24 protein-coding genes are annotated in these 24651 nt (G+C 45.4%); 7 read left to right on the top strand and 17 right to left on the bottom strand.

Translation table 11 applies throughout. From position 1 onward, the window contains the following. Position 1 precedes the first annotated feature (1 nt). The gene (locus tag BIW15_RS05340) at positions 2–454 is read left to right on the top strand and encodes a beta-galactosidase subunit beta (protein ID WP_020835434.1); all 453 of its coding nucleotides are present in this window, start codon (positions 2–4) and stop codon (positions 452–454) included. 78 nt (positions 455–532) lie between these two features. Then, a complete protein-coding gene (locus BIW15_RS05335) occupies positions 533–1966 on the top strand; it encodes an amino acid permease (protein WP_077280657.1) in 1434 nt (477 codons plus the stop codon). Positions 1967–2014: 48 nt separating this feature from the next. Here BIW15_RS05335 and BIW15_RS05330 read toward each other — a convergent pair whose 3' ends face one another. Further along, positions 2015–2959, bottom strand: a complete 945-nt coding sequence (locus BIW15_RS05330) for a LysR family transcriptional regulator (protein ID WP_005484982.1) — start codon at positions 2957–2959, stop codon at positions 2015–2017. Between the two features lie 88 nt (positions 2960–3047). Here BIW15_RS05330 and chrA point away from each other — a divergent pair, with 88 nt between their 5' ends. Then, positions 3048–4187, top strand: a complete 1140-nt coding sequence (chrA, locus tag BIW15_RS05325; RefSeq protein WP_077280656.1) for a chromate efflux transporter — start codon at positions 3048–3050, stop codon at positions 4185–4187. Positions 4188–4300: 113 nt separating this feature from the next. Further along, complete coding sequence (locus tag BIW15_RS05320; protein ID WP_077280655.1) at positions 4301–5413, top strand: phosphatase PAP2 family protein; 1113 nt, start codon at positions 4301–4303, stop codon at positions 5411–5413. A 147-nt stretch (positions 5414–5560) separates the two neighbouring features. Here BIW15_RS05320 and BIW15_RS05315 read toward each other — a convergent pair whose 3' ends face one another. The 14 genes from BIW15_RS05315 to BIW15_RS05250 all read right to left on the bottom strand — a co-directional run bounded on the left by BIW15_RS05315 (position 5561) and on the right by BIW15_RS05250 (position 17996). After that, positions 5561–6574, bottom strand: coding sequence for a lipopolysaccharide assembly protein LapB (locus BIW15_RS05315; protein WP_024702424.1), 1014 nt, complete (start codon positions 6572–6574; stop codon positions 5561–5563). A 21-nt stretch (positions 6575–6595) separates the two neighbouring features. After that, positions 6596–7537 carry a type II secretion system F family protein gene (locus BIW15_RS05310; RefSeq protein ID WP_005456630.1) on the bottom strand — a complete coding sequence of 314 codons (942 nt, stop codon included), beginning with the start codon at positions 7535–7537 and terminating at the stop codon, positions 6596–6598. Between the two features lie 2 nt (positions 7538–7539). Further along, positions 7540–8508, bottom strand: a complete 969-nt coding sequence (locus BIW15_RS05305; RefSeq protein ID WP_005456615.1) for a type II secretion system F family protein — start codon at positions 8506–8508, stop codon at positions 7540–7542. A gap of 11 nt (positions 8509–8519) precedes the next feature. Then, a complete protein-coding gene (locus tag BIW15_RS05300; protein WP_025504336.1) occupies positions 8520–9971 on the bottom strand; it encodes a CpaF family protein in 1452 nt (483 codons plus the stop codon). A gap of 12 nt (positions 9972–9983) precedes the next feature. Next, positions 9984–11192, bottom strand: coding sequence for an AAA family ATPase (locus BIW15_RS05295; protein WP_005494112.1), 1209 nt, complete (start codon positions 11190–11192; stop codon positions 9984–9986). 12 nt (positions 11193–11204) lie between these two features. Further along, complete coding sequence (locus BIW15_RS05290; RefSeq protein ID WP_005494108.1) at positions 11205–11723, bottom strand: TadE/TadG family type IV pilus assembly protein; 519 nt, start codon at positions 11721–11723, stop codon at positions 11205–11207. Beyond that, positions 11720–12157 (bottom strand): TadE/TadG family type IV pilus assembly protein, encoded by a 438-nt coding sequence (locus BIW15_RS05285; RefSeq protein ID WP_086027876.1) that lies wholly within the window; start codon positions 12155–12157, stop codon positions 11720–11722. Before BIW15_RS05285 ends, BIW15_RS05290 begins: the two co-directional genes overlap by 4 nt. Before the next feature lie 28 nt (positions 12158–12185). Continuing rightward, positions 12186–13454: a TadE/TadG family type IV pilus assembly protein gene (locus tag BIW15_RS05280; protein ID WP_021451008.1), complete on the bottom strand. Its 1269-nt coding sequence runs from the start codon at positions 13452–13454 to the stop codon at positions 12186–12188. Positions 13455–13481: 27 nt separating this feature from the next. Further along, entirely contained in the window at positions 13482–13706 is a 225-nt protein-coding gene (locus BIW15_RS05275; RefSeq protein ID WP_005482341.1) for a hypothetical protein, read from the bottom strand. A 12-nt stretch (positions 13707–13718) separates the two neighbouring features. Continuing rightward, a complete protein-coding gene (locus tag BIW15_RS05270) occupies positions 13719–15182 on the bottom strand; it encodes a type II and III secretion system protein family protein (RefSeq protein WP_005456668.1) in 1464 nt (487 codons plus the stop codon). 7 nt (positions 15183–15189) lie between these two features. Further along, the gene (gene cpaB / locus BIW15_RS05265; protein ID WP_005456561.1) at positions 15190–15945 is read right to left on the bottom strand and encodes a Flp pilus assembly protein CpaB; all 756 of its coding nucleotides are present in this window, start codon (positions 15943–15945) and stop codon (positions 15190–15192) included. A 13-nt stretch (positions 15946–15958) separates the two neighbouring features. After that, the gene (locus BIW15_RS05260) at positions 15959–17272 is read right to left on the bottom strand and encodes an AAA family ATPase (RefSeq protein WP_179115235.1); all 1314 of its coding nucleotides are present in this window, start codon (positions 17270–17272) and stop codon (positions 15959–15961) included. Between the two features lie 62 nt (positions 17273–17334). Then, a complete protein-coding gene (locus BIW15_RS05255) occupies positions 17335–17823 on the bottom strand; it encodes a prepilin peptidase (RefSeq protein ID WP_077280653.1) in 489 nt (162 codons plus the stop codon). Continuing rightward, positions 17823–17996 (bottom strand): Flp family type IVb pilin, encoded by a 174-nt coding sequence (locus BIW15_RS05250; protein ID WP_021822577.1) that lies wholly within the window; start codon positions 17994–17996, stop codon positions 17823–17825. Before BIW15_RS05250 ends, BIW15_RS05255 begins: the two co-directional genes overlap by 1 nt. 329 nt (positions 17997–18325) lie before the next feature. On the opposite strand from BIW15_RS05250, the gene BIW15_RS05245 reads away from it, so the two are divergent. Further along, positions 18326–19051 (top strand): AraC family transcriptional regulator, encoded by a 726-nt coding sequence (locus BIW15_RS05245; protein WP_005456623.1) that lies wholly within the window; start codon positions 18326–18328, stop codon positions 19049–19051. Positions 19052–19198: 147 nt separating this feature from the next. Next, positions 19199–20890: an AMP-binding protein gene (locus BIW15_RS05240; protein ID WP_025508858.1), complete on the top strand. Its 1692-nt coding sequence runs from the start codon at positions 19199–19201 to the stop codon at positions 20888–20890. Between the two features lie 55 nt (positions 20891–20945). Here BIW15_RS05240 and BIW15_RS05235 read toward each other — a convergent pair whose 3' ends face one another. Continuing rightward, positions 20946–21155, bottom strand: a complete 210-nt coding sequence (locus BIW15_RS05235; protein ID WP_005456575.1) for a DUF1127 domain-containing protein — start codon at positions 21153–21155, stop codon at positions 20946–20948. A gap of 98 nt (positions 21156–21253) precedes the next feature. Between BIW15_RS05235 and BIW15_RS05230 the strand changes: the two genes are divergently transcribed. Further along, entirely contained in the window at positions 21254–22180 is a 927-nt protein-coding gene (locus tag BIW15_RS05230; protein ID WP_005494094.1) for a LysR substrate-binding domain-containing protein, read from the top strand. Positions 22181–22380: 200 nt separating this feature from the next. On the opposite strand, the gene fusA is transcribed toward BIW15_RS05230, so the two are convergent. Further along, a complete protein-coding gene (gene fusA, locus BIW15_RS05225) occupies positions 22381–24471 on the bottom strand; it encodes an elongation factor G (RefSeq protein ID WP_005456593.1) in 2091 nt (696 codons plus the stop codon). Between the last annotated feature and the right edge of the window lie 180 nt (positions 24472–24651).

Below are 24651 nucleotides of genomic sequence, written 5' to 3'. Positions count from 1 at the left end.
CATGATCGTGTTAGACAGCTTAGAGCAATTCAAACAGGTATATCGCAACGGTCGTAAATGGAACCGCTGTGTGGAAGCCATTGGCAACATCGGCAACATCAAAGATGGCGTGATGCACTCGATTGGCGATTCACTGGTTTACATGGTTGAAGATGGCATCGCGAAACAAACCGAAACGTTCATCGGTAACCGTCGTTACTTCGATGTGCATTACTACCTCGAAGGCCGAGAAACCGTTGAGTTCGCGGATAAAACCGCGTTGACACTAGAACAAGCTTATCGTGATGAAACCGACCGCGAATTTTTTTCTGGTCAGGGTGAAACACGTGAGCTTTGCGAAGGCCAAGTGGCGATTTTTGAAAACAGTGAAGCGTACCGCTTCCATGGAGACAACCGCGTAAGAAAAGTGGTGCTCAAAGTGACCATCGAAGATGGCTACTTCCTAAATAAATAAAACAAGAGAAGGGCTGTGGTCACAGCATTACAAGCCCTTCCTCCCTACAATTCCAACGTGATTCACCGGAGATAGAACATGTCTGAATCCAAACGTAATACGATAGGCAAATTCGGGTTGTTGTCCCTCACCTTTGCTGCAGTATTTAGCTTTAATAACGTAATCAATAACAACATCGAGATCGGTCTAGCGTCTGCGCCAATGTTCTTTCTGGCGACCATTTTTTATTTCATCCCTTTCTGTTTGATCATCGCAGAATTCGTATCTCTGAATAAAGATTCTGAAGCGGGGGTCTACGCATGGGTAAAAAGCTCACTTGGCGGTCGCTGGGCGTTTATCTCTGCCTACACTTACTGGTTCGTTAACCTATTCTTCTTCACGTCCTTGCTGCCGCGTGTTATCGCTTATGCGTCTTACGCGTTCTTGGGCTATGAATACATTCTGACGCCATTCACCACTACCGTGCTCAGTATGATTTTGTTTGCGTTTGCGACCTACGTATCGACAAACGGCGCGAAAATGTTGGGGCCAATTACGTCGGTGACCTCCTCCCTCATGCTGCTACTGACAATGTCGTACATTTTACTGGCTGGCGCTGCGTTGATCGGCGGCGTAGAACCGGCTGATCCAATTACCGTAGAAGCGATGGTCCCTGATTTCAGCTGGGCATTTTTAGGCATTACTACATGGATCTTTATGGCGGCAGGCGGTGCGGAATCGGTCGCGGTTTACGTAAACGATGTAAAAGGCGGCTCGAAATCGTTCGTTAAAGTCATCATCATCGCAGGTATCTTTATCGGCGTGCTTTACTCAATTGCGTCTGTTTTGATTAACGTGTTTGTTCCTAGCGAAACCCTAAAATACACGGGCGGATCGGTTCAAGTATTTGAAGGTTTGGCTGCGTACTTTGGTTTGCCAGAAATATTGATGAACCGCTTCGTAGGCTTGGTATCCTTCACCGCTATGTTTGGCTCTCTACTGATGTGGACAGCAACGCCAGTGAAAATCTTCTTCTCTGAGATTCCAGAAGGCATTTTTGGTAAGAAAACCGTAGAGCTGAACGAAAACGGCGTGCCAGCTCGCGCAGCTTGGTATCAGTTCCTTATCGTTATCCCATTGATGATCATCCCAACATTAGGTTCTAACACCGCTCAAGATCTGATGAATACGGTGATCAACATGACCGCAGCCGCTTCGATGCTGCCACCGCTGTTCATCATGCTGGCGTACCTGAATCTGCGCTTGAAACTGGATCACGTCGAGCGTGATTTCAGAATGGGCTCACGCAAAATGGGCATTGCTACCGTATCGGTACTGATCGCTATCTTTACGGTTGGCTTCTTAGCATCGACCTTCCCTACAGGGGCCGACATCATGACCATCATTTTCTACAACGTTGGTGGTATCGTGATTTTCCTTGGCTTTGCTTGGTGGAAGTACAGCCAATACGAGAAATCATTGAATCAGGAAGAGCGTATAAAAGAAGCCGCGCCAGCTTCGCAAGCGGTATAACACAGACTCTCAATGACAAACATTCTGGGCACCCTTTGGTGCCCTTTTTTATATGTGAGAGGTGATGGTCGAAGAAACCAACTCGCGTAGCCAAATGCCTTTGTCTTCATTGTTTCGGCTGGAATGCCACAGCATGGCAATATCAAAATCCGCAACGGCGATCGGCGGCTTAACAGTAATGAGATCGTCCGAAAAGCCCTCCGCCAACGCCATTTTTTCTGGCACGATGGCAATGAGATCGCGCTTTTTCAATAAATGCCGAATAGTGAGAAAGTTGCGCGACGCCACGGTGACTTTACGGCTCAAGCCATGTTCTGCGAGCTTTTGGTCTACTTGTGTCTTTAAGCTCCCATCGGGACTTACCAGAGCTTGCTCTATGTTCGCGAACGCTTCCAGAGACAGCTGTGTTTCCCCTTTCAATACCTGTTTATCACACATACACACATGTTTTTCCGTGTACAAGTACAAGCTCTCAAAGTTGTCATCCAACACCGGCATGCTGCCAATAATGACATCGAGCTTTTCGTGCTCAGTTAATGCCACGTAGTTGCTACGATTGACGTTAATAAAACTGATCTGGGCCTCTGGTGCGCGCTGGCGTATTTCGTCATAAAGCCGAGGAGCAAAAATAAACTCAGCATAATCCGTTAACCCAATGCGGCATACACCCGCGTAATTTTCAGGTTGAAAGGCAGACTTAGTGAGCAAGTCTTTGGCGATAGAGTCCAACAAGTGATGCACAGTTGGCGCGATGTGGTGAGCGTGCTCAGTGGGCTCCATCTTGTGTCCTTTTCGCTCAAAAAGCGGGTCGTCAAACAACAACCTTAAACGAGACAAACTATGACTCATCGCCGACTGGCTAACGTAACTTTTCTCTGCCGCGACGCTAACGCTTCGATGTCGATACAAGTAGGAAAACGTCACCAATAAGTTCAAGTCAATGTTGCGCCACTGAATGTCCTCTTTCACCTCAACACCTTCATCCCATTTCATTCATAAATGAAATTAAATCTATCAATTTGAGTCATTTTAGAGCATCCGATAAATTAGCAACAATGCTTTTTAGATAAACAGGCTCGACATGTTCACCATCTTCAAAACTTTTTTCTGGCTGGGTTGGTTCAACTTCGGCGGCCCGGCGGCTCATATTGGTTATTTTCGCCAAACCTTTGTTGAGAAACTGAAATGGCTTGATGACAGCGAGTACGCGCAAATTGTCGCGCTCAGTCAGTTTTTGCCGGGACCGGGCTCAAGCCAAGTTGGCTTTGCTTTAGGCTATAAACGTGGCGGTTTAGGTGGCGCATACGCAGCATTTGTCGGATTCACGCTTCCTTCGGTGATCATCATGTTGGCGCTGGCAATGGTGAGCAGCCAAATCACCGACACCGCAGTGTTCCAAAACATCGTTCACGGCCTAAAACTGCTCGCAGTCGTCGTCGTGGCGGATGCGACTTGGGGCATGTACAAAAACTTCTGCCAAAACAAACTGACCGTGGGTTTGTGCGTCGCGACTGCGATTGCGTTGCTGGTGGCACCAAGCATCATGACGCAAATGTTCGTGTTGATCGCAGCTGGTTTTGTCGGTACGCGATATCTGAAGAAAGACTCCGCGCCATCAGCCGAGCCGTTTAAACCGTCTATCGCGCCATTGGCTCTATTTGCGGTGCTTTTACTCGGCTTACCGTTAGTGGCTCATATGTTGCCTTTGCTTGGGCTGTTTAGTGATTTTTTCCAAGCTGGTAGCTTAGTGTTTGGTGGTGGTCATGTGGTGCTGCCGCTTCTGCAAAACATTGTTGGCGACCAGCTCAACCAAGATGCATTTTTAACAGGCTACGCCGCTGCACAAGCTGTACCAGGGCCAATGTTCACCTTTGCGACTTTTATTGGTTATGAGCTTTCGGATACGCCAATTTTAGGTGCGCTGATCGCAACGCTTGGTGTGTTCCTGCCGGGTTTTCTGCTATTACTCGGCGTACTGAAAAACTGGCAAGCACTGGCAGGCAAACCGCTGGTCTCCGGCGCCATCAACGGTGTAAACGCCTCGGTGGTGGGGTTGCTACTCGCGGCACTTTACCAGCCAGTATTTAGCAGCGCGGTCGTAGCCCCAATCGACATGGCGTTAGTGATCGCGGGTTTCTATCTACACAAAAAGCTCAACCTTTCGGTGCTGTGGATGATCGTGTTTTTTGTGGCGGCAGGCCTTGTCACGGGCATGATGTAGCCTGCTGATACGCCAACTATTGAATCCAGATAAACCACGGGTACTCAAATACGAGTGCCCGTTTTCTCAACTAAGCTTAATGATATTGGAAGGATAGAGATGACGGATCATCGATGGAACAAGACAACAATTACGAGCTCAACCTGAGCTGGCAGAAAAAGAGCGTCGCTTTCTTCAATCAATTGCGAGAGGAAATAGCTGCAGACAAAAGTGTTTACCTGTATTGCCTTATCACAACCATCCTGCTTTATGCCTTAGCAGTGTACTTAAAACTCCCAGTTCAATACTCATTTACTACCTACCTCGAAACTCTTTATCTAGCTTGTTACAGCGCAGGGCTTGTGTGGTGCAGTTACTACTATTTGTATCTGCTTGTTCGCCGAGAAAAACACCCCACCAAACAGTTTCTACGTAAGCTCAAGACCATCGTTTTCCCGCTCAGTCGAACCTGCTCAATTCTGATTTTGTTGTTGGCGCTCAACATCGTCTTTTCAAATTACACCTTCTTAAAATCCATCATCCCCTTGCTACACCCTTACGGCGTTGATCAGAGCTTGATTGAACTCGACCGCTGGCTACATTTTGGCAACGACCCGTGGGTGATTACTCACGCTATTTTCTCAAGCCCTTGGGCATCTCTGGCAATCAATACCGCCTACAATGCTTGGTTCTTTTTTATGTGGGTGACACTGTTTTTCTTTGTTCTGTACAAGAAGGCACGAGTGTTACGCTTACAGTTTTTACTCACGTTTCTGCTGACTTGGATGATCAACGGCAGCCTATTTGCGACCACGTTTTCATCAGTAGGGCCGTGTTATTTGGAGCTTTTGAGCGGTGATGATCTTTTTGCTCCTTTAATGCAGAGATTGAACGAGCAAAGTACGTTTTTGGAAAGCATTGGTGCATTTCCATTATGGGCTTTACAAACTCAGGATTACCTTTGGCAAGGCTATGTAACACAGGTAAATGGCATCGGTTCTGGCATCTCTGCCATGCCAAGTATGCACGTATCCATTGCGGTGTTAATGGCGCTATGCACTTACCGTCTCAATAAAACATTGGGATACTTTGCCTGCGCTTTTGCGATCATCATTCAAATAGGTTCGGTTCATTTGGGATGGCATTACGCGGTTGATGGCTATTTTTCTGTGCTTTCAACCTTGGCGATTTGGAAAGCGGTAGGATGGGCGCTAACGAGCCATACTCCCCAAACAAAAGTTACTTAACCAAAAGTTACCTAACGTTATGAGCTCACCATCAAAACCCAAAATAAAAAGCCACTCTCGCCTTAGTAGCGGAGTGGCTTTTTCATTGAATATTTACTCTGTCAGATAACGGCCGTGATTGAAGAAATCGCCTCGGGTTTCGTTATCCTATTGTAAGAACACTTTCGATGTATCTTGTCGCTCGCGAACTATCGCAAGAGCGCGCTCTAGGTTTTTGTTGGCTAACTCATAGTAGGCCGGGTTCTTATCAATCGCTTGCTGCAAGTAAGGAATCGCTTCGTCCGGCTTGCCTTGCAGAATCAAAAAGTACCCCACGTTATTTAACGCTTCAGGCTCGGTCATATGACGGCTGAAAATGCTCAGCGCTTGTCTTGGTTGGTCTTTCGCAAGCGCAATCAATCCTAAGTTGTTAATTGCCCTTTCATCACTCGGTTTGATGCTCAAAGCCGCTTGAGTAAAGTGCGCCGCTTTTGAGTACTCTTTTTCCATGTAGTACGAGTATCCCAAACTGACTAATGCGTTAACGTTTCTCGGGTCAATATCCAACCCTTTTCTGATCAGCGCTTGTGCTACGCCGTGATCGCCACGGACGTCATACAATACGCCTAAACCAGAATACGCAGCCACTGGCGATTTATCGTCGTAACGATAAGTGGCTACAGTCTCTGCCGTGATGTTGTCGTTGGTAATGTTCGGGTTGCCTTTCATACGGATTTGGTCGGCATTAAGTGCGCGAATGTAATAACTCTTACCGACGTCTTTTTCTCCACGCTTGGTGTACAGCGTGCCAAGTTCTTGTAAGGAACCAATGTTGTCAGGATTTTCTGCAAGCGATGCACGAAAGGCTTTATCCGCCAGTTCGTAGTTCTCGCGAGCTAAGTGAATACGCCCGACGGTGTATAGCGTTTTGTCTTTATGCACCGCGTTAGGGAAAGAAAGGGAACGAATGTATTCATACAATGCCAAATCGACATTTTTGTTGGTAAGCGCAATATCACCGCGCGAGATAGCCTCTTCCTCAGTTTTGGGCGGCTCATCATTGGTGAGCGACTCAACGGGTTTGCCAGAATACAAGCTGGAATCAAAATCGGATGCTTGTTCATTTGTTGCACATGCAGTGAGCACCAACAACGAGATGATGACGTATTTCTTAATCCACAACATAACTATCCCTATTTTTATCTAATTAGAAAATGCCTCAGCCAATGAAATTAACGCAGGTCCGATAGCCACAATGAAAAAGCATGGCCAAATAAATATCACCATTGGAAACATCATCTTGACTGGGATTTTTGCAGCAATTTCTTCCGCTGCTTGTTGACGCTTATCCCTGTAATCTTCTGTGTATTCACGTAAGGAGTTGACTAAGCTCCCCCCAATTCGAGATGCGTGGCTAAGCATACTCACCAGCCCCATCAACTCTTCTAAACCGGTTCTTACTACCAGTTCTCGTAATGATTCAGGCATCGGTTTACCTGCTTGAATCTTGTTACATACCGTATCTACTTCATCCGCAAGTTCAGGGTGAGAAATGACTATCTCGTCGGCAACACGACGTAACGCGGCATTAAACCCAAGCCCTGATTCCGTACAGACCACCAGCAAATCAAGCATATCTGGCACACCAGCACGAATCGCTTGTTGGCGCTTATTCACCATGCGGCGCAGCATAAAATCTGGGATCAACAAACCAATAAATGCGGACAAGGCCATGTAAGTGTAGAGGTATTTCGACTCTGGCACCGTCAAGTAGACCAAAACGGCAATCATGATGCCCAAAATAGTGGTGATCGACTTAATGGCGTAGAACATCGACAACGAGTTACTTTGGTGGAAACCCGCATGCATCAGTTTGTTGCGTGTGGTTTGGCGTTCTTTTTCACTGGTTGGCGAGGTTAAAGGCGCAAGAGACTCCAACGTATCGGCCATTTTTTTGTTGTGCGTTGGAAGCGGTTTCTTATCACCTGACAACTCTGCCAGCTTGCGCTTGATAGGCGAATTGACCCCGACGATGATGGAGCCCAACGTCATCACCACGAGTACCGTCGTGACCAAGATAAGACCCATCAGTAAGGTTTCTTGATTAATGGCAAAACCGTTCAACCATCCTTGAATACTTTCCATGGCTACACCTCAATATTAACGATTTTGCGAATCCACAACGTCCCGATAAACAGAGCGACCATCCCACCAATGACCATTTTTATCCCCATTGGATGAGTGTGCAGCAGCTCGATGTATTCGGGCCGAACCAGAGAAATGATCACGTATAAGGCGAAGGGCGCTAACACCAGCACCCAAGCTGACATGCGAGATTCCGCTGAAATGGTTTTGATTTTTCGAGCCAGTTTGAAGCGAGCACGCAAGATATGAGATAGCTTTTCAATGTTCTCCACCAGGTTACCGCCCGTCTCTTTTTGCAATAGCACGGCACTGGAAAACGCAAGCATGGAAACCGTTGGAGTTCGCTCAGACATTTGCATGATGGCTAAACGCAGATCATAACCATAATTGAGCAAGTTGAAGGTATTCAAGAACTCAGGGCCAAGTGGCGCGCTGACTTCCCTGCCCACTTCGCCAAACGCTTGAGTAATGGGCTGACCGGCTTGCAATACACGCTTGATGATGTCTAAGGCCTCTGGCAATTGCTCCTCAAATTTCATCAAACGGTCGGCAATTTTCTTTTGCAAATAAAAGTACGCAGAGACCCAACAAGCGACCGCCACCCCAGCACACAAGTACCAGACTTGCCCCCACAAATAGAGCAGTAAACCGACCGCCACCCCAGATAAAAAGGTGAAGAAGATAACGCGGCTAAACCCCATCGAAATACCCGCGAGTTCGAGCTTTTTCTTAAAGCTTTCAAACAAGCTAAAACGTACTAACCATCGCTCTAGTGGCGAGAGATTCTTCAAAGAGTTTTCTCTTAGCAGCGAGATACTCTCTTGATCGATATGCTTGTGGCTTTCGTGAATTCTCTTAATGAGCTGTTTGTGTTTCACCTTTTTACCCGCCGAAGGCAGGATCAAAGCTTGGCTAATAAAGAACACCGACAAAAACAGCAAAAGAAGAAATAGGGGGAATTGACTTTCCATAGCACACCCTCCTAACGGACTTTTTCGTTAAATATTTCAAATGGAACGTCTAAGCCTCGTTTAATCAATTGATCATGGCAACTTGGCACGATGCCTGTTGCTATGTATTCCCCTAACACATTGCCATCTTGATCCACCCCTCTTCTCTGGAAGGTAAAGATCTCGGACATGGTGATGACTTCCCCTTCCATGCCGTTTATTTCCTGCAAACTGACCATGCGGCGCTTACCGTCTTCCTGACGCTCCATTTGCACCACGATATTGATGGCTGACGCGATCTGCGCCCTTAAGTTTTTGGTTGAAACGTTCCAACCCGCCATAGAGAACATGTTTTCAATACGGCTGAGTGCATCCCTTGGTGTATTGGCGTGAATGGTCGCAAGTGAACCGTCGTGACCGGTGTTCATCGCAGACAACATATCGACCGCTTCCGAGCCACGCACCTCACCAATCACAATTCGGTCAGGACGCATACGCAGTGAGTTTTTCACCAGATCACGCTGGGAGATTTCCCCCTTTCCTTCAATGTTGGATGGACGTGTTTCCAAACGAATAATGTGTGGTTGTTGTAACTGCAACTCGGCCGAATCTTCGATAGTAACGATACGTTGGTCACTCGGAATGAAACCAGACAGGATGTTAAGCGTGGTTGTTTTACCTGAGCCTGTACCGCCCGAGATAAGAATGTTAAGTTCCCCGACAACGGCTGCATTCAAGAATTTGCCCATTTCTGGTGAGAGCGAACCAAGCCCTAATAAGTTGTCCATATTCAAACGTTCGACCGCAAAACGGCGAATGGATACCGATGGCCCATCAATGGCAAGTGGAGGGATGATGGCATTGAAACGAGAGCCATCTTTTAGACGCGCATCAACCATAGGCGACGCCTCATCAATACGTCGGCCTACTTGGCTTACAATGCGGTCAATGATGTTGCGAAGGTGGCGCTCATCCAAAAACGTATGCGGCGTTTTTTCTAGCTTACCAAAGCGCTCGACATAAATGTTTTTAGGGCCATTGACCAAAATATCTGAAATGGTTGGATCTTCAAGCAGTGGCTCAAGCGGCCCAAGACCAAACACTTCGTCTTCGATTTGGTGGATCACGCGGTTGCGCGCTTCTGAACTTAAAGGATGCGTTTGGTCTTCGGCGATCAACTGAATCACCGCTTCCCTTAACTCTTCTTTCGCGCGATCTTCTTGCAGATGTGATAACAAGCCAAGGTCTAAAGTATCCAGCAATTTCTTATGGTAGTAGTGCTTAATAGCCAGATCTTGCTCGAGCTGTTTTTTCTGCTCTTCAATCGCTTTCAGTTTCGCTTCAACCGGCGTTAATGGTTTGTTTTCACTGACGTAATCTTCGTCTTCTGCTTTCGCAGCAAGATCGACCTTGACGACTTTCGATTCTTTTTCTTCATCTACGGAATTGAATGAACTCCCGACGCCTTTCCGTTTGAAAAACATAACTCCCCCTTACTAAGAAAAGAATTTCTTAATCCAACTTTGGTGCTCTTGTGTTGGGCTTTCTAATAAGTGCGATATTTCCGCTAACGAAGCTTTTAAAGCACTATTTTTCTTAGATTGAACAATTGGGTTACCTAAATTGGCGCTCTCTATCGCAATAGCAAAATTATTTGGAACTAAATGTATCGCATGGCCACCAACTGCGTTTTCAATATCTTTTAAGGATATTGTTGATTTCTTTTCAAAACGATTAACTATGAGTTCAACCTGATGATTACTTAAACCATAGTCTAATTCTAATGAACGTATATAACTGACCGCATGTTTTACTGAGGTCACATTCTGCTGCATGATCAAAAATATATGCGTAGCAGGGGAAACAATCTGTTGATAAACATGATCCACGCCATGAGACAAATCGACAATAATATGCGAATAAAACTGACGAAGAATAGGCAAAAGCTTACTCACTTGAGCCGCATGCTTATGGTTATTCCTTGGATCATTTTGATTAAAACAGAGGTAATTCAACCCAGAAGGATGTTGATAAACGAGACCTTCTAGTGACAATTCATCTAAATCGTTTACGGAATCAATTACATCGTTGATGTTATATTTCGGCTTACAGTTTAAATAATCCGCAGCATCACTGAACTGCATATCGAGATCGATCAGCAATACTTTACTTTTGGCGTAACTTGAAAGTTCAATAGCCGTATTAGTTGCTAAGGTTGTCGCCCCAGAACCGCCTTTGGTATTGATAAATAAGGTCAAATCACCCATTTGCTTATTGGAAACTTTTTCCTCAGCCGTCGATTTCAACAATGGGTATAGCTCGCCGAGTTCAACTGAACGCGAGAAATAATCTGTCGCACCCAGTCGCAACGCCATTTTGAGTGAAGCGGTATCGCTTTCATCACCGAAAACAATTAATGCCGTATGGCTGTGCTGTAAACTACTGTCACTGGAATAAACATGAGCCACTTTTTGCGCCCAGTTTTCCCCGGTTTCAATATAAATTAGATCAGGTATTGATTTGCTCTTAACCAAATCAATATTAAATAAATCCAGCTCTATCCAATCGACATTGACATTGACGCAACCAGATAATTCATCTGCTATATGAAGTTTAAAATTGGACGTAGAATAGACTACCCAAACAATCAAGTTTGTTTTTAAACTTTTATATGTTTCGTCATTTATTTTTACTGGTTTCAACATAAAGCTACTCCATTAGCAATCCGTAATAACATTGGCACCTTCAGGCCTTAGTATTCCTAAACTCTCGGCAGGCAATATGGTTTCAAAAGCTGGAGTACTCCCTACTGCATTAATTAAAGCAGCTAAAACAAAAAACTGAAAAGTATAATTAACCGCCCTTGCTCTAACGTATTTGATTTGTGCAAATTGCGCGTTTAATACGTCACTTGACGCAGGTGGTGTGGATAAAAATCCAGAAACATCGACGCTTGCACCTGCTTCATCAAGATAATCAATCTGCAAATTACTGGCGGTGAACCCTGATGGGTAAAGGTTAGACACCGACGGCAAGCTCGGAATGTCATCCCTATCGGCGATGTAACACACGGTCGCAAGCCTTGCAGCTCTTCTGGTGACCTCATTGACCATTTGCACGGAAAAAAAGTACACCGCAAACTCCATGATCAAAAACAGCACCAATATCACCGCCAGCGCTATCAACGAGAACTCAATTTGAGTTACCCCTTTCTGTTTCGCTATTAATCGTTTCATGGACCTGTCCTCATAGACGTGGTCGCTCCAATGCTAAATTGCAAAGAAGTGCTCGAAAAAGGTAAGGTCGAAAAGATTGGCACGTAATTGTAAGTTGCTGACAATGTGACCACTTTATTTGTGCCGGTTGGTTGAGTAATCACAATGTCATCCACGCCAATATAGTCGATTACTGGAGTGGTCGATGCGGTTGGTGAGCCGTATACCACCACGTTTTTGATTTTGGTTTCATCGGCAATACCTTCAAAATCCAACGTGCCGTACGTGTCCACCACCGCATAGCGAGCGCCATTTTGCAGCGCTTTATTGACTTCGGTGTACTGAATAAAAGCACGACAGACATCGATAACCAGAACCGTAAGCATCAACAACACTGGCAATGCGAGAATAAATTCAATAATCGCAAGCCCTTCTTGGTGCCGACCTCTTCTCATTTGAGTTTTGAATTTCAAATACAACATATTAAGAGGCTCCGCTGAATGGATCTTTATATAGCTGGATCCGGTAGAAACCTTTATCGGTTGGGTCTGTTCCTGTTGAACCGTTATTGATCAAGCAATCGTAAAGGAACTGCCCAAAGACAGATGCTTGACCAGAATTACTGACTTTTTGTAGCAAAAAGAAGCAACCAAATCCCAACACATCGAAGTCGGACTTACCTGTCGATTCTGTACAATTAACAATTGGGATACGTAAGATTCGGCGTCCGTTCGAACCACCATCACCAGTGTAACTGTCGTAATCACAAGAACCGCCACTTTCACAAGAACTCAGCTCCTGACGATAGTTGGCGTAATATAAGTCACCCGCATATTCAGCGTCGGTTTCAGCCAAAATATCAGGCTCTCTTACATACTTGTCTGGTAGAACCGTACCGTCGTTTTTAATCGGGCCAGAGAAGTCGTTAAGTCTTACATTCAACCCTTGCGCAACGGGGCCAGCGCTATTACCTGGTTTGGTTGTCACGGTATTCCCAACGGCTGCGCAACCGTTGTAAGCACCAGACAATGCATCACGAACCAAAGCCGCACCGCTATTGCCAGTCGCTTGCCCAAAATCGAGCAATTGAAAGTTACCCGGCCCCATATCGGTATTATTCTGATCGCCAACTTTTAACTCGTGCACAAGCGACGGATCCATATCCACATTCGGATCATAACCCGGTGGACGATACCCCCATGCATCTTCAACCGTACCATTTGGATCGCCACACATCGCAATCGGCGTTAAGTTACATGTGTAAGCAATCGCCGCGCTTCGTCCCGCAACGGCACTGGCCGAAACGTTCTTAACAATCCCAAATACAGCACTCAGATACTGAGAAATCCCCATGTCAGTTACCGCGACGCGAACATAAATATCGTACTCGCCTGTCGGTGGCGTAAAGCTCGCCGCATTTACAAATGTCTGCATGTCGTGCGAAAACGTCACGGATGTGTTGCCGTCAGTAAACGATAGTTCAGTATTACCTGATTCCGATGCGATGCTGCTTAGCGTTGCGATAACCGCAGCTTCAGCTTGATCAACATCTTCCGTTTTATCTGCAACCACAGCCCCGGCGAGTGCCGCCGTATCAACTGCATTCTGTAGGCGTGTTTTGTTGAGTACTTGATGGTTTAAATCAATACCGAACGCAGCGACGCCTAACAGAATCAGCAGAACCATACTGATGAGCACCAAGGTGATCCCTTTCTGGGTTCGCCTTGTTGCTGTCTGCATTTTCCTTCGCATAGCCCCTCCTATAAGTGAACGAATCACTTATTTTTCTTTGGCTACCCCGTTATTGTTGTATACCTCTAAGCTGACCTGCGTGCGCTCACCGCTTCCTTCTGGTAGATAACCTAGGTTTTCATACCATGCTTCCGGATTTAGCGTTTGTTCTGCGCGCAATTGGCTTACCGAGATTCCAAGATCAGGGTCATTCGCACAGCCAAACAAGCCGAATGATGTGAAACAAATGGTCATGATCATTATGCTTTTCATCTTGCTCTCCATTTATAGACTGTGCCCAAACTTGCCCTCAGAGCCACCTTCTGACGAACCGTACTGATTAAAATTATTGTTTGTATCTTCTTCTCTGATGTCATTGAGTTGATAGCGGTCGAAATCGAGTTTCGCGCCTTTACCCAACAGATAGAACTCCACATCGTTTGGAGCTACGAACCCATCGGTCGGCAGAGTCACTCTGCGTCTATCGATTGGCGTCGCTAATCGTGGTGTTACCAAAATCACCAGCTCGGTTTCACCAGATGTAAACTCTTCACTCTTAAACAAGCGTCCAAGTACTGGAAGGTCACTGGCTCCCGGAATACCATCCGCAACATTACGCGCGTTTTCACTCAACAAGCCTGCGATACCGATCGTTTGTCCGTCCGCTAATTCGATTGTGGTTCCCGCGCTACGCTTAGTGATTGGCGGAATAAAGAACGTTGCGTTGACTTCGTTCGGATTAAACGTCAGCACACCAGAGTTAGAAATTTCACTCACGTTGACATTGAGTTTCAGGTTGATTCTCTTATCACTGAGAATGAAAGGTACAAAGTCCAGTTGAACACCGTACTCTTTGTAGTCGATGGTAATTCCATCTTCATTCGGTACAGGAATTGGGAATTCACCACCCGCAACAAATTCCGCTTGAGTACCGCTTAGTGCAGTAAGACTTGGCTCTGCCAACACTTTAGCCACACCGTTTTGCTTCGCGACATCCAGAGCAAACGTAAACAAAGTATTGCTATCAATGAACGATCCCAAGAACCCGAAATCTTCCACTGTTGGCACATTTAAAATCGGGCCAATGTTGTCGATACCGCCACCCGCGGTTGTCGCACCCCAAGTGAAGTCACCGCTTTTTTGGAAGAAATGGAAGTTCGAGTCAAAACGTCTTACTAATGAACGCTGCACTTCCGCGACCGTCACTTCTAACGTCACCTGCTGCGCGCCACCAATAGAAAGCAAGTTAATGACTGAGCTTTCATCATCTTTCGCGTTGTCATCTTCTTCATCAGCGGCATCACCTAAAGCAAAGGTTTCGGCAATTTTGACGGCGATATCCATGTTTTGCTGACTGCTGACCAAACCTCTGAGAACGACTTTCTCTTGAGCGCTATGCACTTCGATGCTTTCGTCCGGCAAGAACTGGAACAACTTAGATTTAAGCGTATTTAAATCGTGAGTGACTTCGACATTAAACTGTTCGATCAATCGGCCACGACTATCCCAAACCGACACATTGGTCGTTCCTAGTTTTTTACCAATCAAGAACAGTTCATTCGATCTTAGAACTACGATATCCAAGACTTCTGGATCCCCTAACGTCACCTTTTTGGCCTTACCTGAAATCACCAATTGTGTAGATTGATGATGCGCAACAGAAACAACTCTCCCAGACTGCGCGGTTGCCGCATGAACAGACAAGCTAACAAAAAGTAACTGGCTAACGAGTAATATTATTGTTTTCATAATTCACCTAATTACTGACTCGGACACTGGATGCCTGAGATCCCTTAATGATGGTCACACTAGGTCGAGGGGTATATTTTTTTGCAACAACAGGTTTATCGACTTCATGAGGGTTACGCAAAGCCAGTTGGATCTCACCCTTGCTGTTAGCAGAAAGCAGTTTTTCCGCTTCTTTCGGGGTAACTTCCAAGGTGACTGCACGAACGATCACGGGTTTGTTGTCGTTAGTTTTTGCTGTTTGGTCGACTGCTAATACATTGATATTTTTTAACACCGTGAGTGTGGTCGCTTGCTTGCCTTTGCCATAGCTCACCGTGCTCAACACATCCACTTTGTTACCCGGCAGTAGGAAACCTGCTACGCCGATAACGTCATTTACACGAATGGTGACTGCTCGCTTGTTCTCAGGAATTAAGGCCGCAAGCGTTGCGCCCTCTCCAGGTTGAGCAAGACGATTAGGATTGACCAACTCGCCCGCGTAAATGGTGTTTGCAACGATACGTCCCAAAGCTTGCTCAGGCACTTTGAGTGTTTCGTCGTCTATCCAGTCCACTTCCATTAACTTGGTGGTTAAATGCTTTTCATCCAAAATGGTGCCTGGCTCCAGCTCCATCGTAGCGACTACAACAGGATGACGTTCCACCTCTTCGAGCTCTACTGTTGGCTGGTTTCTGCCGTCCATCCACTGTTTGGCAATTAATACGGCAGCAAGGCCGAAAACAATGGAGAGCAGCAATAACATGATGACTTGAGTCCGACTCATAATTTAAATCTCCCTATTCATCCACTGTGAAGTACAGTCCCCAGGCACGAGTTAATATGTCTGACGAGACGATCTTCTCTTTCCCTTCGAACACCAAAATATCTCGGCTAATGCCCAATAAATCTTTTGGTAAGCAAGGGAAGTAAGCGACATCATTGTCACGGTGTAGTTGGCTTAACGTTTCGAAAAACTCTGGTACTAACGTCATCAGATAGTCTTTAGCGAGAGACATCCACAAGGCTTGATAGTCAGTCAAACTCAGTGGTTTAAACTCGATTTTGTAACCAAGACGACGTAAAAAAGCAGGGTCTGCAATTTTGCTCGGTGCAAAGTTGGATGAGAAAGCCAATGTCAGCATAAATGGCACGGTAACTTGTTGGCCGTTAGGCAGTGCTAGATGGTCGAACAAATACTCCATCGGCACAATCCAGCGGTTCAACAACGCATCAACGGGCATGGCTTGACGTCCTAAATCGTCAATAACCAAAATGCCGTTGTTTGCCATCATTTGCAGCGGCGCAATCCAAACTCTATTGTGCTCGCTATGGTTAACTTCCAACATATCCATCGTAAGTTCGCCACCGACTTGGATATTTGGTCTTTCACACAGAACCCAGCGTTTGTCGTAATGCGTTTCCAACTTAACGAATACTTGAGAATGGGAGTTGTCTAAACGACGGTGATGGTGCTCGGAAAATACTTTGATGATGTTGCCATCAGCATAAATAGCGTAAGGAATGAAAACCGACGTACTCATCGCATTCAAAACACGCGCAGCCACGTAACTCTTACCAGTACCAGCATGCCCGTATAGCAGCATTGCTCGACCTGAGTTAATCGCCGGGCCAAGCACTGGAATTAAATGCTCGGAGCCAAATACATCGGACAGCGCACGCTCCACATCAGCGCGCATGATCGGGTTTTTACGCAGATCTTGCCCTTCCACAACCGTCCAATAATCTTCCAACGACACAGGAACTGGGCCAATGTAGGGATCTTTTCGATAAGCAATATCCGCCTCAGCCAAACCAAATTCGGTAAGGCTATATCGAACATTAGAATACGAATGACTTAGTTTGTCTGACGCAGGCTGATACACCTCAACCCAACTGCGTTTTCTCAACTGCGCGAGTGCAAGCTCAACGATGTTTGAAACCACACACAAACGTTGAGTCAGTTCAACTAAATCACATTTGGGATAAGCAGCCAGATGTTTCAGAACTAGGTTTTCAACGACTGAAGCTGGGATCCCAAGACCTTCCACTGCGGAAGGCACCTTTGGTGGATTGATTTGTGGCACTAGTTTTTCCCAATACGCAGAGCCCATCATACTTCCCCTCTTGAAGTTGCCTAGTCAACTGATGTCGTATGTTTTTCTATTTATAAGTATTAGTGCGTGTAGGAGAAATAAGCTAATCCGATTACGATTACAGGCGCGAAAGGAATCACTAGTGGCTTATTAGACCTAAAGCCTGGTGTAACTTTTTCAATGCAGTAGCCCTTGACCTGATGAGTTAGAGCAACGCTCGTTGAAGCAATGTGCAGCATCAAATAAAAGATGCCAACAATACCCCCTGCGAGAATAATTCCGATAGACGCTTCCCACAGATTACTCAGTCCCAACCATGCCCCTATGACGGCGAGTAATTTAACGTCTCCTCCAGCCATTGCTTTAATGAGGTAGAGTACAAAGCACACTGCAAACGCAACCAGTCCACCATACGCATGATCCAAAAGACTCACGCTCGGGCTGTACAATACGTTTGCAGTGACAGCGACCAGAAGCAACAAAACGGATTTATTAGGAATTCTGTGCTTCTGGGCGTCTGATACACCTATCGCAATTAGCAATGACCAAATCACCAACTCGCTAAGCATTATGAGCCATTGATTTTAGATGCTACTGATGTGAACTTGCCCGCTAACGTTGTCCAGAAACCAGAGGTTAGGAAAGCAGTTACAATCAGAGCGGCGCCCAAGATGTATTCAAGCAGTGTTAGACCTTCTTCATCTTCCATGAAGTCCTTGATTAGGTTGCGAAAGTTGTCCATAAGTTTATCCCCTTGTTTAACATTTTCTCGCTTGTTAATGATGCAAGTGCATATCCACCTGAATCATGATTAAACCTTAGTCACCGAAAAAATGGGGAGTTAGGACTTTTTTGCCAACGACTAGTACTTTTTTGCCCACCTTGTGTTTAGCGTTAAAATGTATCAAAAATGAGACACAAAACCACACTATATGCGACATATCTCACACTTGCAGTATGAATTAATAGACCTAAGCTTAAACGAAAGGGTGAGTTATTGATTTCAAGGAATGAGACTCGACTTACACCGCATGGACAACGTTGTTTCGACTCAAGCTGAAAGGATGTCATATGGAAAGAGTGACAAAAGCTTATTGGATTGGAGAGCCGTTACACACTCTGCCTGAAGAATTTAAGGCAGAGTTTGAGCAGCATTTTGATTTGCTAGATTGCAGCAACGACATATCAGTATTGAGTGATAAAGAGTTTTGCTACTTCTTTTACTACATCACCCATGACCCAACCGACCATGCCAAAAGCATTGCTACCCTTTGTGAAAACCTTGATAAGAAACTGATTGTTGTCACAAAAGAAAATACCGAGTGTTGCTTACCGCCAAGTCACATCACCGCTGAGTGTTATGAGCTCAATGAAAATACGCTACCAGTGTGGCTTTCTCAAGCTAAGCTCAAATACTTTTTACACGCCAAAGTCGATGACGCACAAATTTCTGCGGACAATATTTTTTCCCGCAATGGCAAGTCCAATTTCTCAGATGTCGTCAATTACATCGCCAACAATGTTCATAAAGACCTAAGAGAAGAAGAAGCCGCAGCACTGTGCCATTACTCTCCGACTTACTTCTCAAAGGTGTTTCACCGCAAAGTTGGTATGTGTTTTCGTGACTATGTGACTGCGAAACGCATTTCATTAGCCAAAAAAATGCTGATCGAGAACGAATCCATGAAAATCGCGTATATCGCTTACCAATGTGGTTATCGCGATGTCTCGTACTTTTCTCGTATCTTTAAAAAGAAAACGGGGCTTTCCCCGGCGAATTATCGCCAACAGTTTTAAGCTCAAATCACAGCGTTTTTTGCCGATCTAACGCTAACTTTCCCACAGAATTCATCAAAATGCGTTCCCGTGTCGTAATTCAACATGCTAAAGTTAACAATGCATTAACAATTATAAATACAACGAGAAGACATGGAGTCACCAAACATGAATCAGCCGAAAATAAATAGCACTGCTGGTTGCGCTCTCCCACCACCAAATGAAATGATTCTTAAATGGGCAACGGAGCGCCCGAATGAGGTCTACCTAAAACAAATCATTAACCGACAGTTTGTCGAATTTACTTACGCAGAAGTCGCCGATCAGGCTCTCAAGCTCGTCAGCGCGCTACGTGGGCTGGGTATTCAGCCTGGCGATAAAGTCGCACTGGTATCGAAAAACTGCGCAGAGTGGTTTATCTGCGATTTGGCCATGATGCTAGGGGATTACGTAAGCGTACCTATTTTCCCTACCGCAGGGGCCGACACGATTGAATACTGTGTAACTCACAGTGAAAGTAAGGCGCTGATCGGGGGGAAGCTTGATGACCCAGCAGCAACTCAGCAAGTCATTGATGCCATGCCAGAGCTTATCAGCATCGCGCTGCCGTATGATTCAGCACCACAATGCCAATACCAGTTCAACGCTTTGATTGCGGATGCCGTGCCAAGTGAAGAGCGTCCACAACACTACGACGATAAGTTGATGTCATTGGTGTATACGTCCGGCACATCAGGTTTGCCAAAAGGCGCAATGCTGACTTACGGAGCGTTTAGTTGGTCGGTACAACAGCTGATCAACCACATCGGCATTCAAGCTAACGACCGACTCTTTTCCTACCTACCATTGGCACATATTACTGAACGCGTTTATATTTTTGGTTCATCCATCATGGGTGGCGTACCAACGGCTTTCCCTGAGTCGCTCGATACTTTTATCGAAGACGTGAAAATGCACCGCCCAACCTTGTTCATTTCTGTACCGAGATTATGGACTCTGTTCCAGCAACGCATTCAAGACAAACTTCCACAGAAAAAATTGAATTTCTTACTAAAAATACCGTTCGTAAATTCGCTGATTAAGAAAAAGCTCGCCGAAGGGCTGGGGTTAGATCAAGCGCGAGTTTTGGGTTGTGGTTCTGCTCCGGTATCACCCGCACTATTAGATTGGTACCACAGCGTTGGCCTAAACATCACCGAAGCATGGGGGATGACGGAATCCTTCGCTTACAGCACCATAAACTATCCATTTAGGGCAGATAAAATTGGTACCGTGGGTAACGCAGGCCCCGGCATTGAGTTAAAAATTGCCGATGACAGCGAAATCATGGTGCGCGGTAAAGGATTGTTCTCTGGCTACTACAAGAATGACATCGCAACTCAAGAATCTTTTGATTCAGACGGTTGGCTGCACACCGGCGATATTGGCGCAATTGATAAAGATGGCTACCTCACCATTCAAGGTCGCAAAAAAGACACGTTCAAAACCGCCAAGGGTAAATTTGTCTCTCCAGTACCGATTGAGAAAAAACTCTTCGAGTACAGCCGTGTAGAAATGATGTGCCTGATTGGCTTAGGCTTACCTGGTCCTATTCTTCTTGTGGTGCCGCATGATTTTCCTCATTTCGACAAGGAGCGTTATGCTCGTACGACAAGAAAAGTCATTGCGCGCATGAATCAAGAGTTGGCCTCTCATGAGCAGATCAAAGGCGTATTGATGATCAAAGAGCCATGGAGTATTGAAAATGGTGTGTTGACACCAACACTTAAAATCAAACGTCATGTATTGGAACAAAAATACCACGAGCTTGGCCACAACTGGCCGAAAGATGAATTAGTCTTGTGGGAAGAAGACTTGTAACCAAGCAAAGCACTCCTCAAAGCCATTGGGGAGTGCTCTTTATTCTTGCTTCAAACTACTCTCTCCAAAATGGTTTGCTGACTTCATCACGAATCTCATTCGCTTCTAATCCGATGTCATCCCACAAATGTTCAGGTAAGTCCTTCAAGTGTCGGCGCGTCCGATAGTTCCTTCGCCAAACAACCAGTTTAGAATAAATTAACTGTAACCAAGTCTGACGACTGACTGGGATCACTTGTTCACAAGTTTGCGTCACGTTTTCCATGTTTCGGCTTCCTATTACAATATTGACCAGTTAATAATCGGAGACTACGCTGATATCCTCAAACGATAGAATCTGCCATTGAGTTAAGGAAAACTAATGTGAAAGATCGAATGCCACCATTACAGGGCTTGTACTATTTTTTCATCGCAGCAAAGGAAGGCAGTTTTAAAACCGCAGCCAAGAATCTATTTGTTACCCCCGCAGCCATCAGCCAACAAATTCGTCAGCTTGAGGAGTTTTTAGGGACGGACTTGTTTGTTCGTCAACACAGAAAAATTGTGCTGACGCCAGAAGGGGAACTGCTATTTACTCAGGCAGAAAGAGGGTTTGCCCATTTGCAACAAGGCGTACGTCTTGTCAACCAGGATCCAAACCCGAACCACCTTTCAATATCCACACTGCCCTCCTTTGCCCACCATTGGTTGGTGCCTAAAATCACCGCCTTTCGTCAACGTCATCCTGATATTGCCCTATTACTAGAGCCAACAAATGATCTTGTCTCTTTTCAAGATAGTCAGATAGATTTGTGCGTTCGCTACGGATTAGGAAGATACCCAAATTTAGAATCGCAATGGCTGATGGACGAAGCCTTTTACCCAGCATGTCATCCGATGTATCAGAAAGAACATGGCATCTATAGCATCGAAGATTTAAGCAAAGCAGAGCTCATCGAAGACGTTTGGCCCGATCTCGACTGGAACATGTGGTTAGCAAGACTTGGACACTCAGCGGCAAAGCCCGCTTTAAAATACAGTGGCTCGCACTTAGTGTTGGAAGCTGCGTTATCCCTACAAGGTGTAGCGCTCGTCAAACACAGCTTGGCGTATCAATATTTTCGGACGGGTAAACTGGTTCGTATTGGCGACATCGCGATAAAACCTAGATTTGCGTACTACCTATGTGCACCCAAGGGTTACTTGAAGCGACCAAAAGCACAACTATTTGCCCAGTGGTTAAAAGAAGAGATAGACACATTTGAAAAGTCAGTGACACAAGATTTTGAAATTATCGAGCTCGATAAATAAGCGCGTCTTACTTCAAAAGGAGTTTTGCTAAACAGCAAGAGAACGACCAAGTTCGGTGATGAATGTTAGCCAGCATCTCAGCGTCAAAGTAAAGCAAACTTAAAAGATGAACGTTGATGACTCTTCAAACAACTTTCGGCCATAGATATAAAAAGCCCCGCACGAGGCGGGGCTTTAAAATCATAGAGTTAACTTAAGAATTACTTCTTAGCGTTACGCTCTTTAACGTCAGCAATTACTTGCTCAGCAACGTTGTTTGGACATGGTGAGTAGTGTGAGAACTCCATAGAGAACTGACCACGACCAGATGTCATTGTACGTAGAGTACCGATGTAACCAAACATTTCTGATAGAGGTACATCACCCTTGATACGTACGCCAGTAGTACCAGCTTGTTGGTCTTTGATCATACCACGACGACGGTTAAGGTCACCGATTACGTCACCAACGTGATCTTCTGGAGTGAACACGTCAACTTTCATGATTGGCTCAAGAAGTTGCGCGCCAGCTTTAGGCATAGACTGACGGAATGCGCCTTTAGCAGCGATTTCGTAAGCGATAGCTGAAGAGTCAACTGCGTGGAAACCACCGTCGTATAGTTCAACTTCTACGTCTAGAGTAGGGAAGCCAGCTAGAACACCAGTTTCCATCATGCCAGCGAAGCCTTTCTCAACTGCAGGCCAGAATTCTTTAGGTACGTTACCACCAACAACTGTTGATTTGAACGTGAAGCCTGAACCAACTTCACCTGGTTTGATACGGTAGTCGATTTTCGCGAACTGACCAGAACCACCAGACTGTTTCTTGTGAGTGTAGCTGTCTTCGATTGCTTGAGTGATAGTTTCACGGTAAGCAACCTGAGGAGCACCTACTTCTAGCTCAACGCCGTAAGTACGTTTTAGGATATCAACTTTGATATCTAGGTGAAGTTCACCCATACCTTTTAGGATAGTTTCGCCAGACTCTTCGTCAGTCTCAACTTGGAATGATGGATCTTCTGCAACCATCTTACCAATAGCGATACCCATCTTCTCAGAACCGCCTTTATCTTTAGGCTTAACAGCGATAGAGATTACTGGTTCAGGGAAGATCATTGGTTCTAGAGTACATTCGTGTTTAGGATCACATAGAGTGTGACCAGTTTGAACGTTCTTCATACCAACTACAGCGATGATGTCACCAGCTTGTGCTGAATCGATCTCGTTACGCTCGTCTGCGTGCATCTCAACCATACGGCCGATACGCTCTGTTTTACCAGTTGCAGAGTTAAGAACTGTGTCGCCTTTCTTCATCTTACCAGAGTAGATACGGATGAAGGTTAGAGCACCGAAACGGTCGTCCATGATTTTGAACGCAAGCGCTTTTAGTGGCTCGTCTGCAGATACAGTTGCAACTTCACCAGTCGCTTCACCTGTGTCAGGATCAGTTAGAGGCTGTGGATCAACTTCTGTTGGCGATGGTAGGTAATCTACTACCGCGTCAAGAATAAGTTGCATACCTTTGTTCTTGTACGCTGAACCACAGTAAGTTGGGAAGAATGCTAGGTCACGTGTACCTTTACGGATACAACGTTTGATGTCTTCTACAGATGGCTCTTCGCCTTCTTCTAGGTAAGCCATCATTAGATCTTCGTCTTGCTCTAGAGCAGTTTCGATTAGCATTTCACGGTATTCAGCTGCTTTGTCTACCATGTCTGCTGGGATTTCTTGAACTTCGTAGTTCTCTGGCTGGCCAGACTCGTCCCATACGTAAGCTTGTTGGCTTAGTACGTCTACAACACCTACGAAATCTTCTTCGATACCGATAGGTAGAGTCATTACTAGAGGAGTTGCACCTAGAACGTTTTGTACTTGGTCTACAACTTTGTAGAAGTCTGCGCCCATACGGTCTAGTTTGTTAACGAAGATCAGACGAGATACGTGTGATTCGTCAGCGTAACGCCAGTTAGTTTCTGACTGAGGCTCAACACCACCAGAACCACAGAATACACCGATACCACCGTCAAGTACTTTTAGAGAACGGTAAACTTCGATAGTGAAGTCAACGTGTCCAGGAGTATCGATGATGTTTAGACGGTGATCGTTCCAGAAACAAGTTGTTGCTGCAGACTGGATAGTGATACCACGTTCAGCTTCCTGCTCCATGAAGTCAGTAGTAGTTGAACCGTCGTGAGTGTCACCGATCTTATGGATCTTACCAGTTAGCTTTAGGATACGCTCTGTAGAGGTAGTTTTACCCGCGTCTACGTGAGCAAAAATACCAATGTTTCTGTATTTTGATAAATCAGTCATTGTCTTACTCTGTTAATAAGGTATAAAGTGCGCGCAGAGTATATCACATTCTGTCAATACTGATACCCTTGCGTGCAGATGGAAGAAAAAAAATTTTAACGTGAATTTTCCGTCCTCAAAGGATAGTCAAACATAGCGATTTATGTACTTTATTCGTTCTATATTCAGGACGGAATGAAC

The organism is Vibrio sp. SALL6 (genome assembly GCF_002002385.1).
Taxonomy (GTDB): domain Bacteria; phylum Pseudomonadota; class Gammaproteobacteria; order Enterobacterales; family Vibrionaceae; genus Vibrio; species Vibrio parahaemolyticus.
This window is presented reverse-complemented; position numbering and strand designations above follow the sequence as displayed.

Bases quoted from the DNA above. Each gene is read 5' to 3' on its own strand.
- BIW15_RS05330 (WP_005484982.1), bottom strand. From the start codon at position 2,959: ATGAAATGGGATGAAGGTGTTGAGGTGAAAGAGGACATTCAGTGGCGC.
- BIW15_RS05340 (WP_020835434.1), top strand. From the start codon at position 2: ATGATCGTGTTAGACAGCTTAGAGCAATTCAAACAGGTATATCGCAAC.
- BIW15_RS05270 (WP_005456668.1), bottom strand. From the start codon at position 15,182: ATGAAAACAATAATATTACTCGTTAGCCAGTTACTTTTTGTTAGCTTG.
- BIW15_RS05280 (WP_021451008.1), bottom strand. From the start codon at position 13,454: ATGCGAAGGAAAATGCAGACAGCAACAAGGCGAACCCAGAAAGGGATC.
- BIW15_RS05235 (WP_005456575.1), bottom strand. From the start codon at position 21,155: ATGGAAAACGTGACGCAAACTTGTGAACAAGTGATCCCAGTCAGTCGT.
- BIW15_RS05285 (WP_086027876.1), bottom strand. From the start codon at position 12,157: ATGAGAAGAGGTCGGCACCAAGAAGGGCTTGCGATTATTGAATTTATT.
- BIW15_RS05295 (WP_005494112.1), bottom strand. From the start codon at position 11,192: ATGTTGAAACCAGTAAAAATAAATGACGAAACATATAAAAGTTTAAAA.
- BIW15_RS05335 (WP_077280657.1), top strand. From the start codon at position 533: ATGTCTGAATCCAAACGTAATACGATAGGCAAATTCGGGTTGTTGTCC.
- BIW15_RS05320 (WP_077280655.1), top strand. From the start codon at position 4,301: ATGGAACAAGACAACAATTACGAGCTCAACCTGAGCTGGCAGAAAAAG.
- BIW15_RS05300 (WP_025504336.1), bottom strand. From the start codon at position 9,971: ATGTTTTTCAAACGGAAAGGCGTCGGGAGTTCATTCAATTCCGTAGAT.
- BIW15_RS05290 (WP_005494108.1), bottom strand. From the start codon at position 11,723: ATGAAACGATTAATAGCGAAACAGAAAGGGGTAACTCAAATTGAGTTC.
- BIW15_RS05310 (WP_005456630.1), bottom strand. From the start codon at position 7,537: ATGGAAAGTATTCAAGGATGGTTGAACGGTTTTGCCATTAATCAAGAA.
- BIW15_RS05260 (WP_179115235.1), bottom strand. From the start codon at position 17,272: ATGGGCTCTGCGTATTGGGAAAAACTAGTGCCACAAATCAATCCACCA.
- BIW15_RS05245 (WP_005456623.1), top strand. From the start codon at position 18,326: ATGGAAAGAGTGACAAAAGCTTATTGGATTGGAGAGCCGTTACACACT.
- cpaB (WP_005456561.1), bottom strand. From the start codon at position 15,945: ATGAGTCGGACTCAAGTCATCATGTTATTGCTGCTCTCCATTGTTTTC.
- BIW15_RS05240 (WP_025508858.1), top strand. From the start codon at position 19,199: ATGAATCAGCCGAAAATAAATAGCACTGCTGGTTGCGCTCTCCCACCA.
- chrA (WP_077280656.1), top strand. From the start codon at position 3,048: ATGTTCACCATCTTCAAAACTTTTTTCTGGCTGGGTTGGTTCAACTTC.
- fusA (WP_005456593.1), bottom strand. From the start codon at position 24,471: ATGACTGATTTATCAAAATACAGAAACATTGGTATTTTTGCTCACGTA.
- BIW15_RS05305 (WP_005456615.1), bottom strand. From the start codon at position 8,508: ATGGAAAGTCAATTCCCCCTATTTCTTCTTTTGCTGTTTTTGTCGGTG.
- BIW15_RS05275 (WP_005482341.1), bottom strand. From the start codon at position 13,706: ATGAAAAGCATAATGATCATGACCATTTGTTTCACATCATTCGGCTTG.
- BIW15_RS05255 (WP_077280653.1), bottom strand. From the start codon at position 17,823: ATGCTTAGCGAGTTGGTGATTTGGTCATTGCTAATTGCGATAGGTGTA.
- BIW15_RS05250 (WP_021822577.1), bottom strand. From the start codon at position 17,996: ATGGACAACTTTCGCAACCTAATCAAGGACTTCATGGAAGATGAAGAA.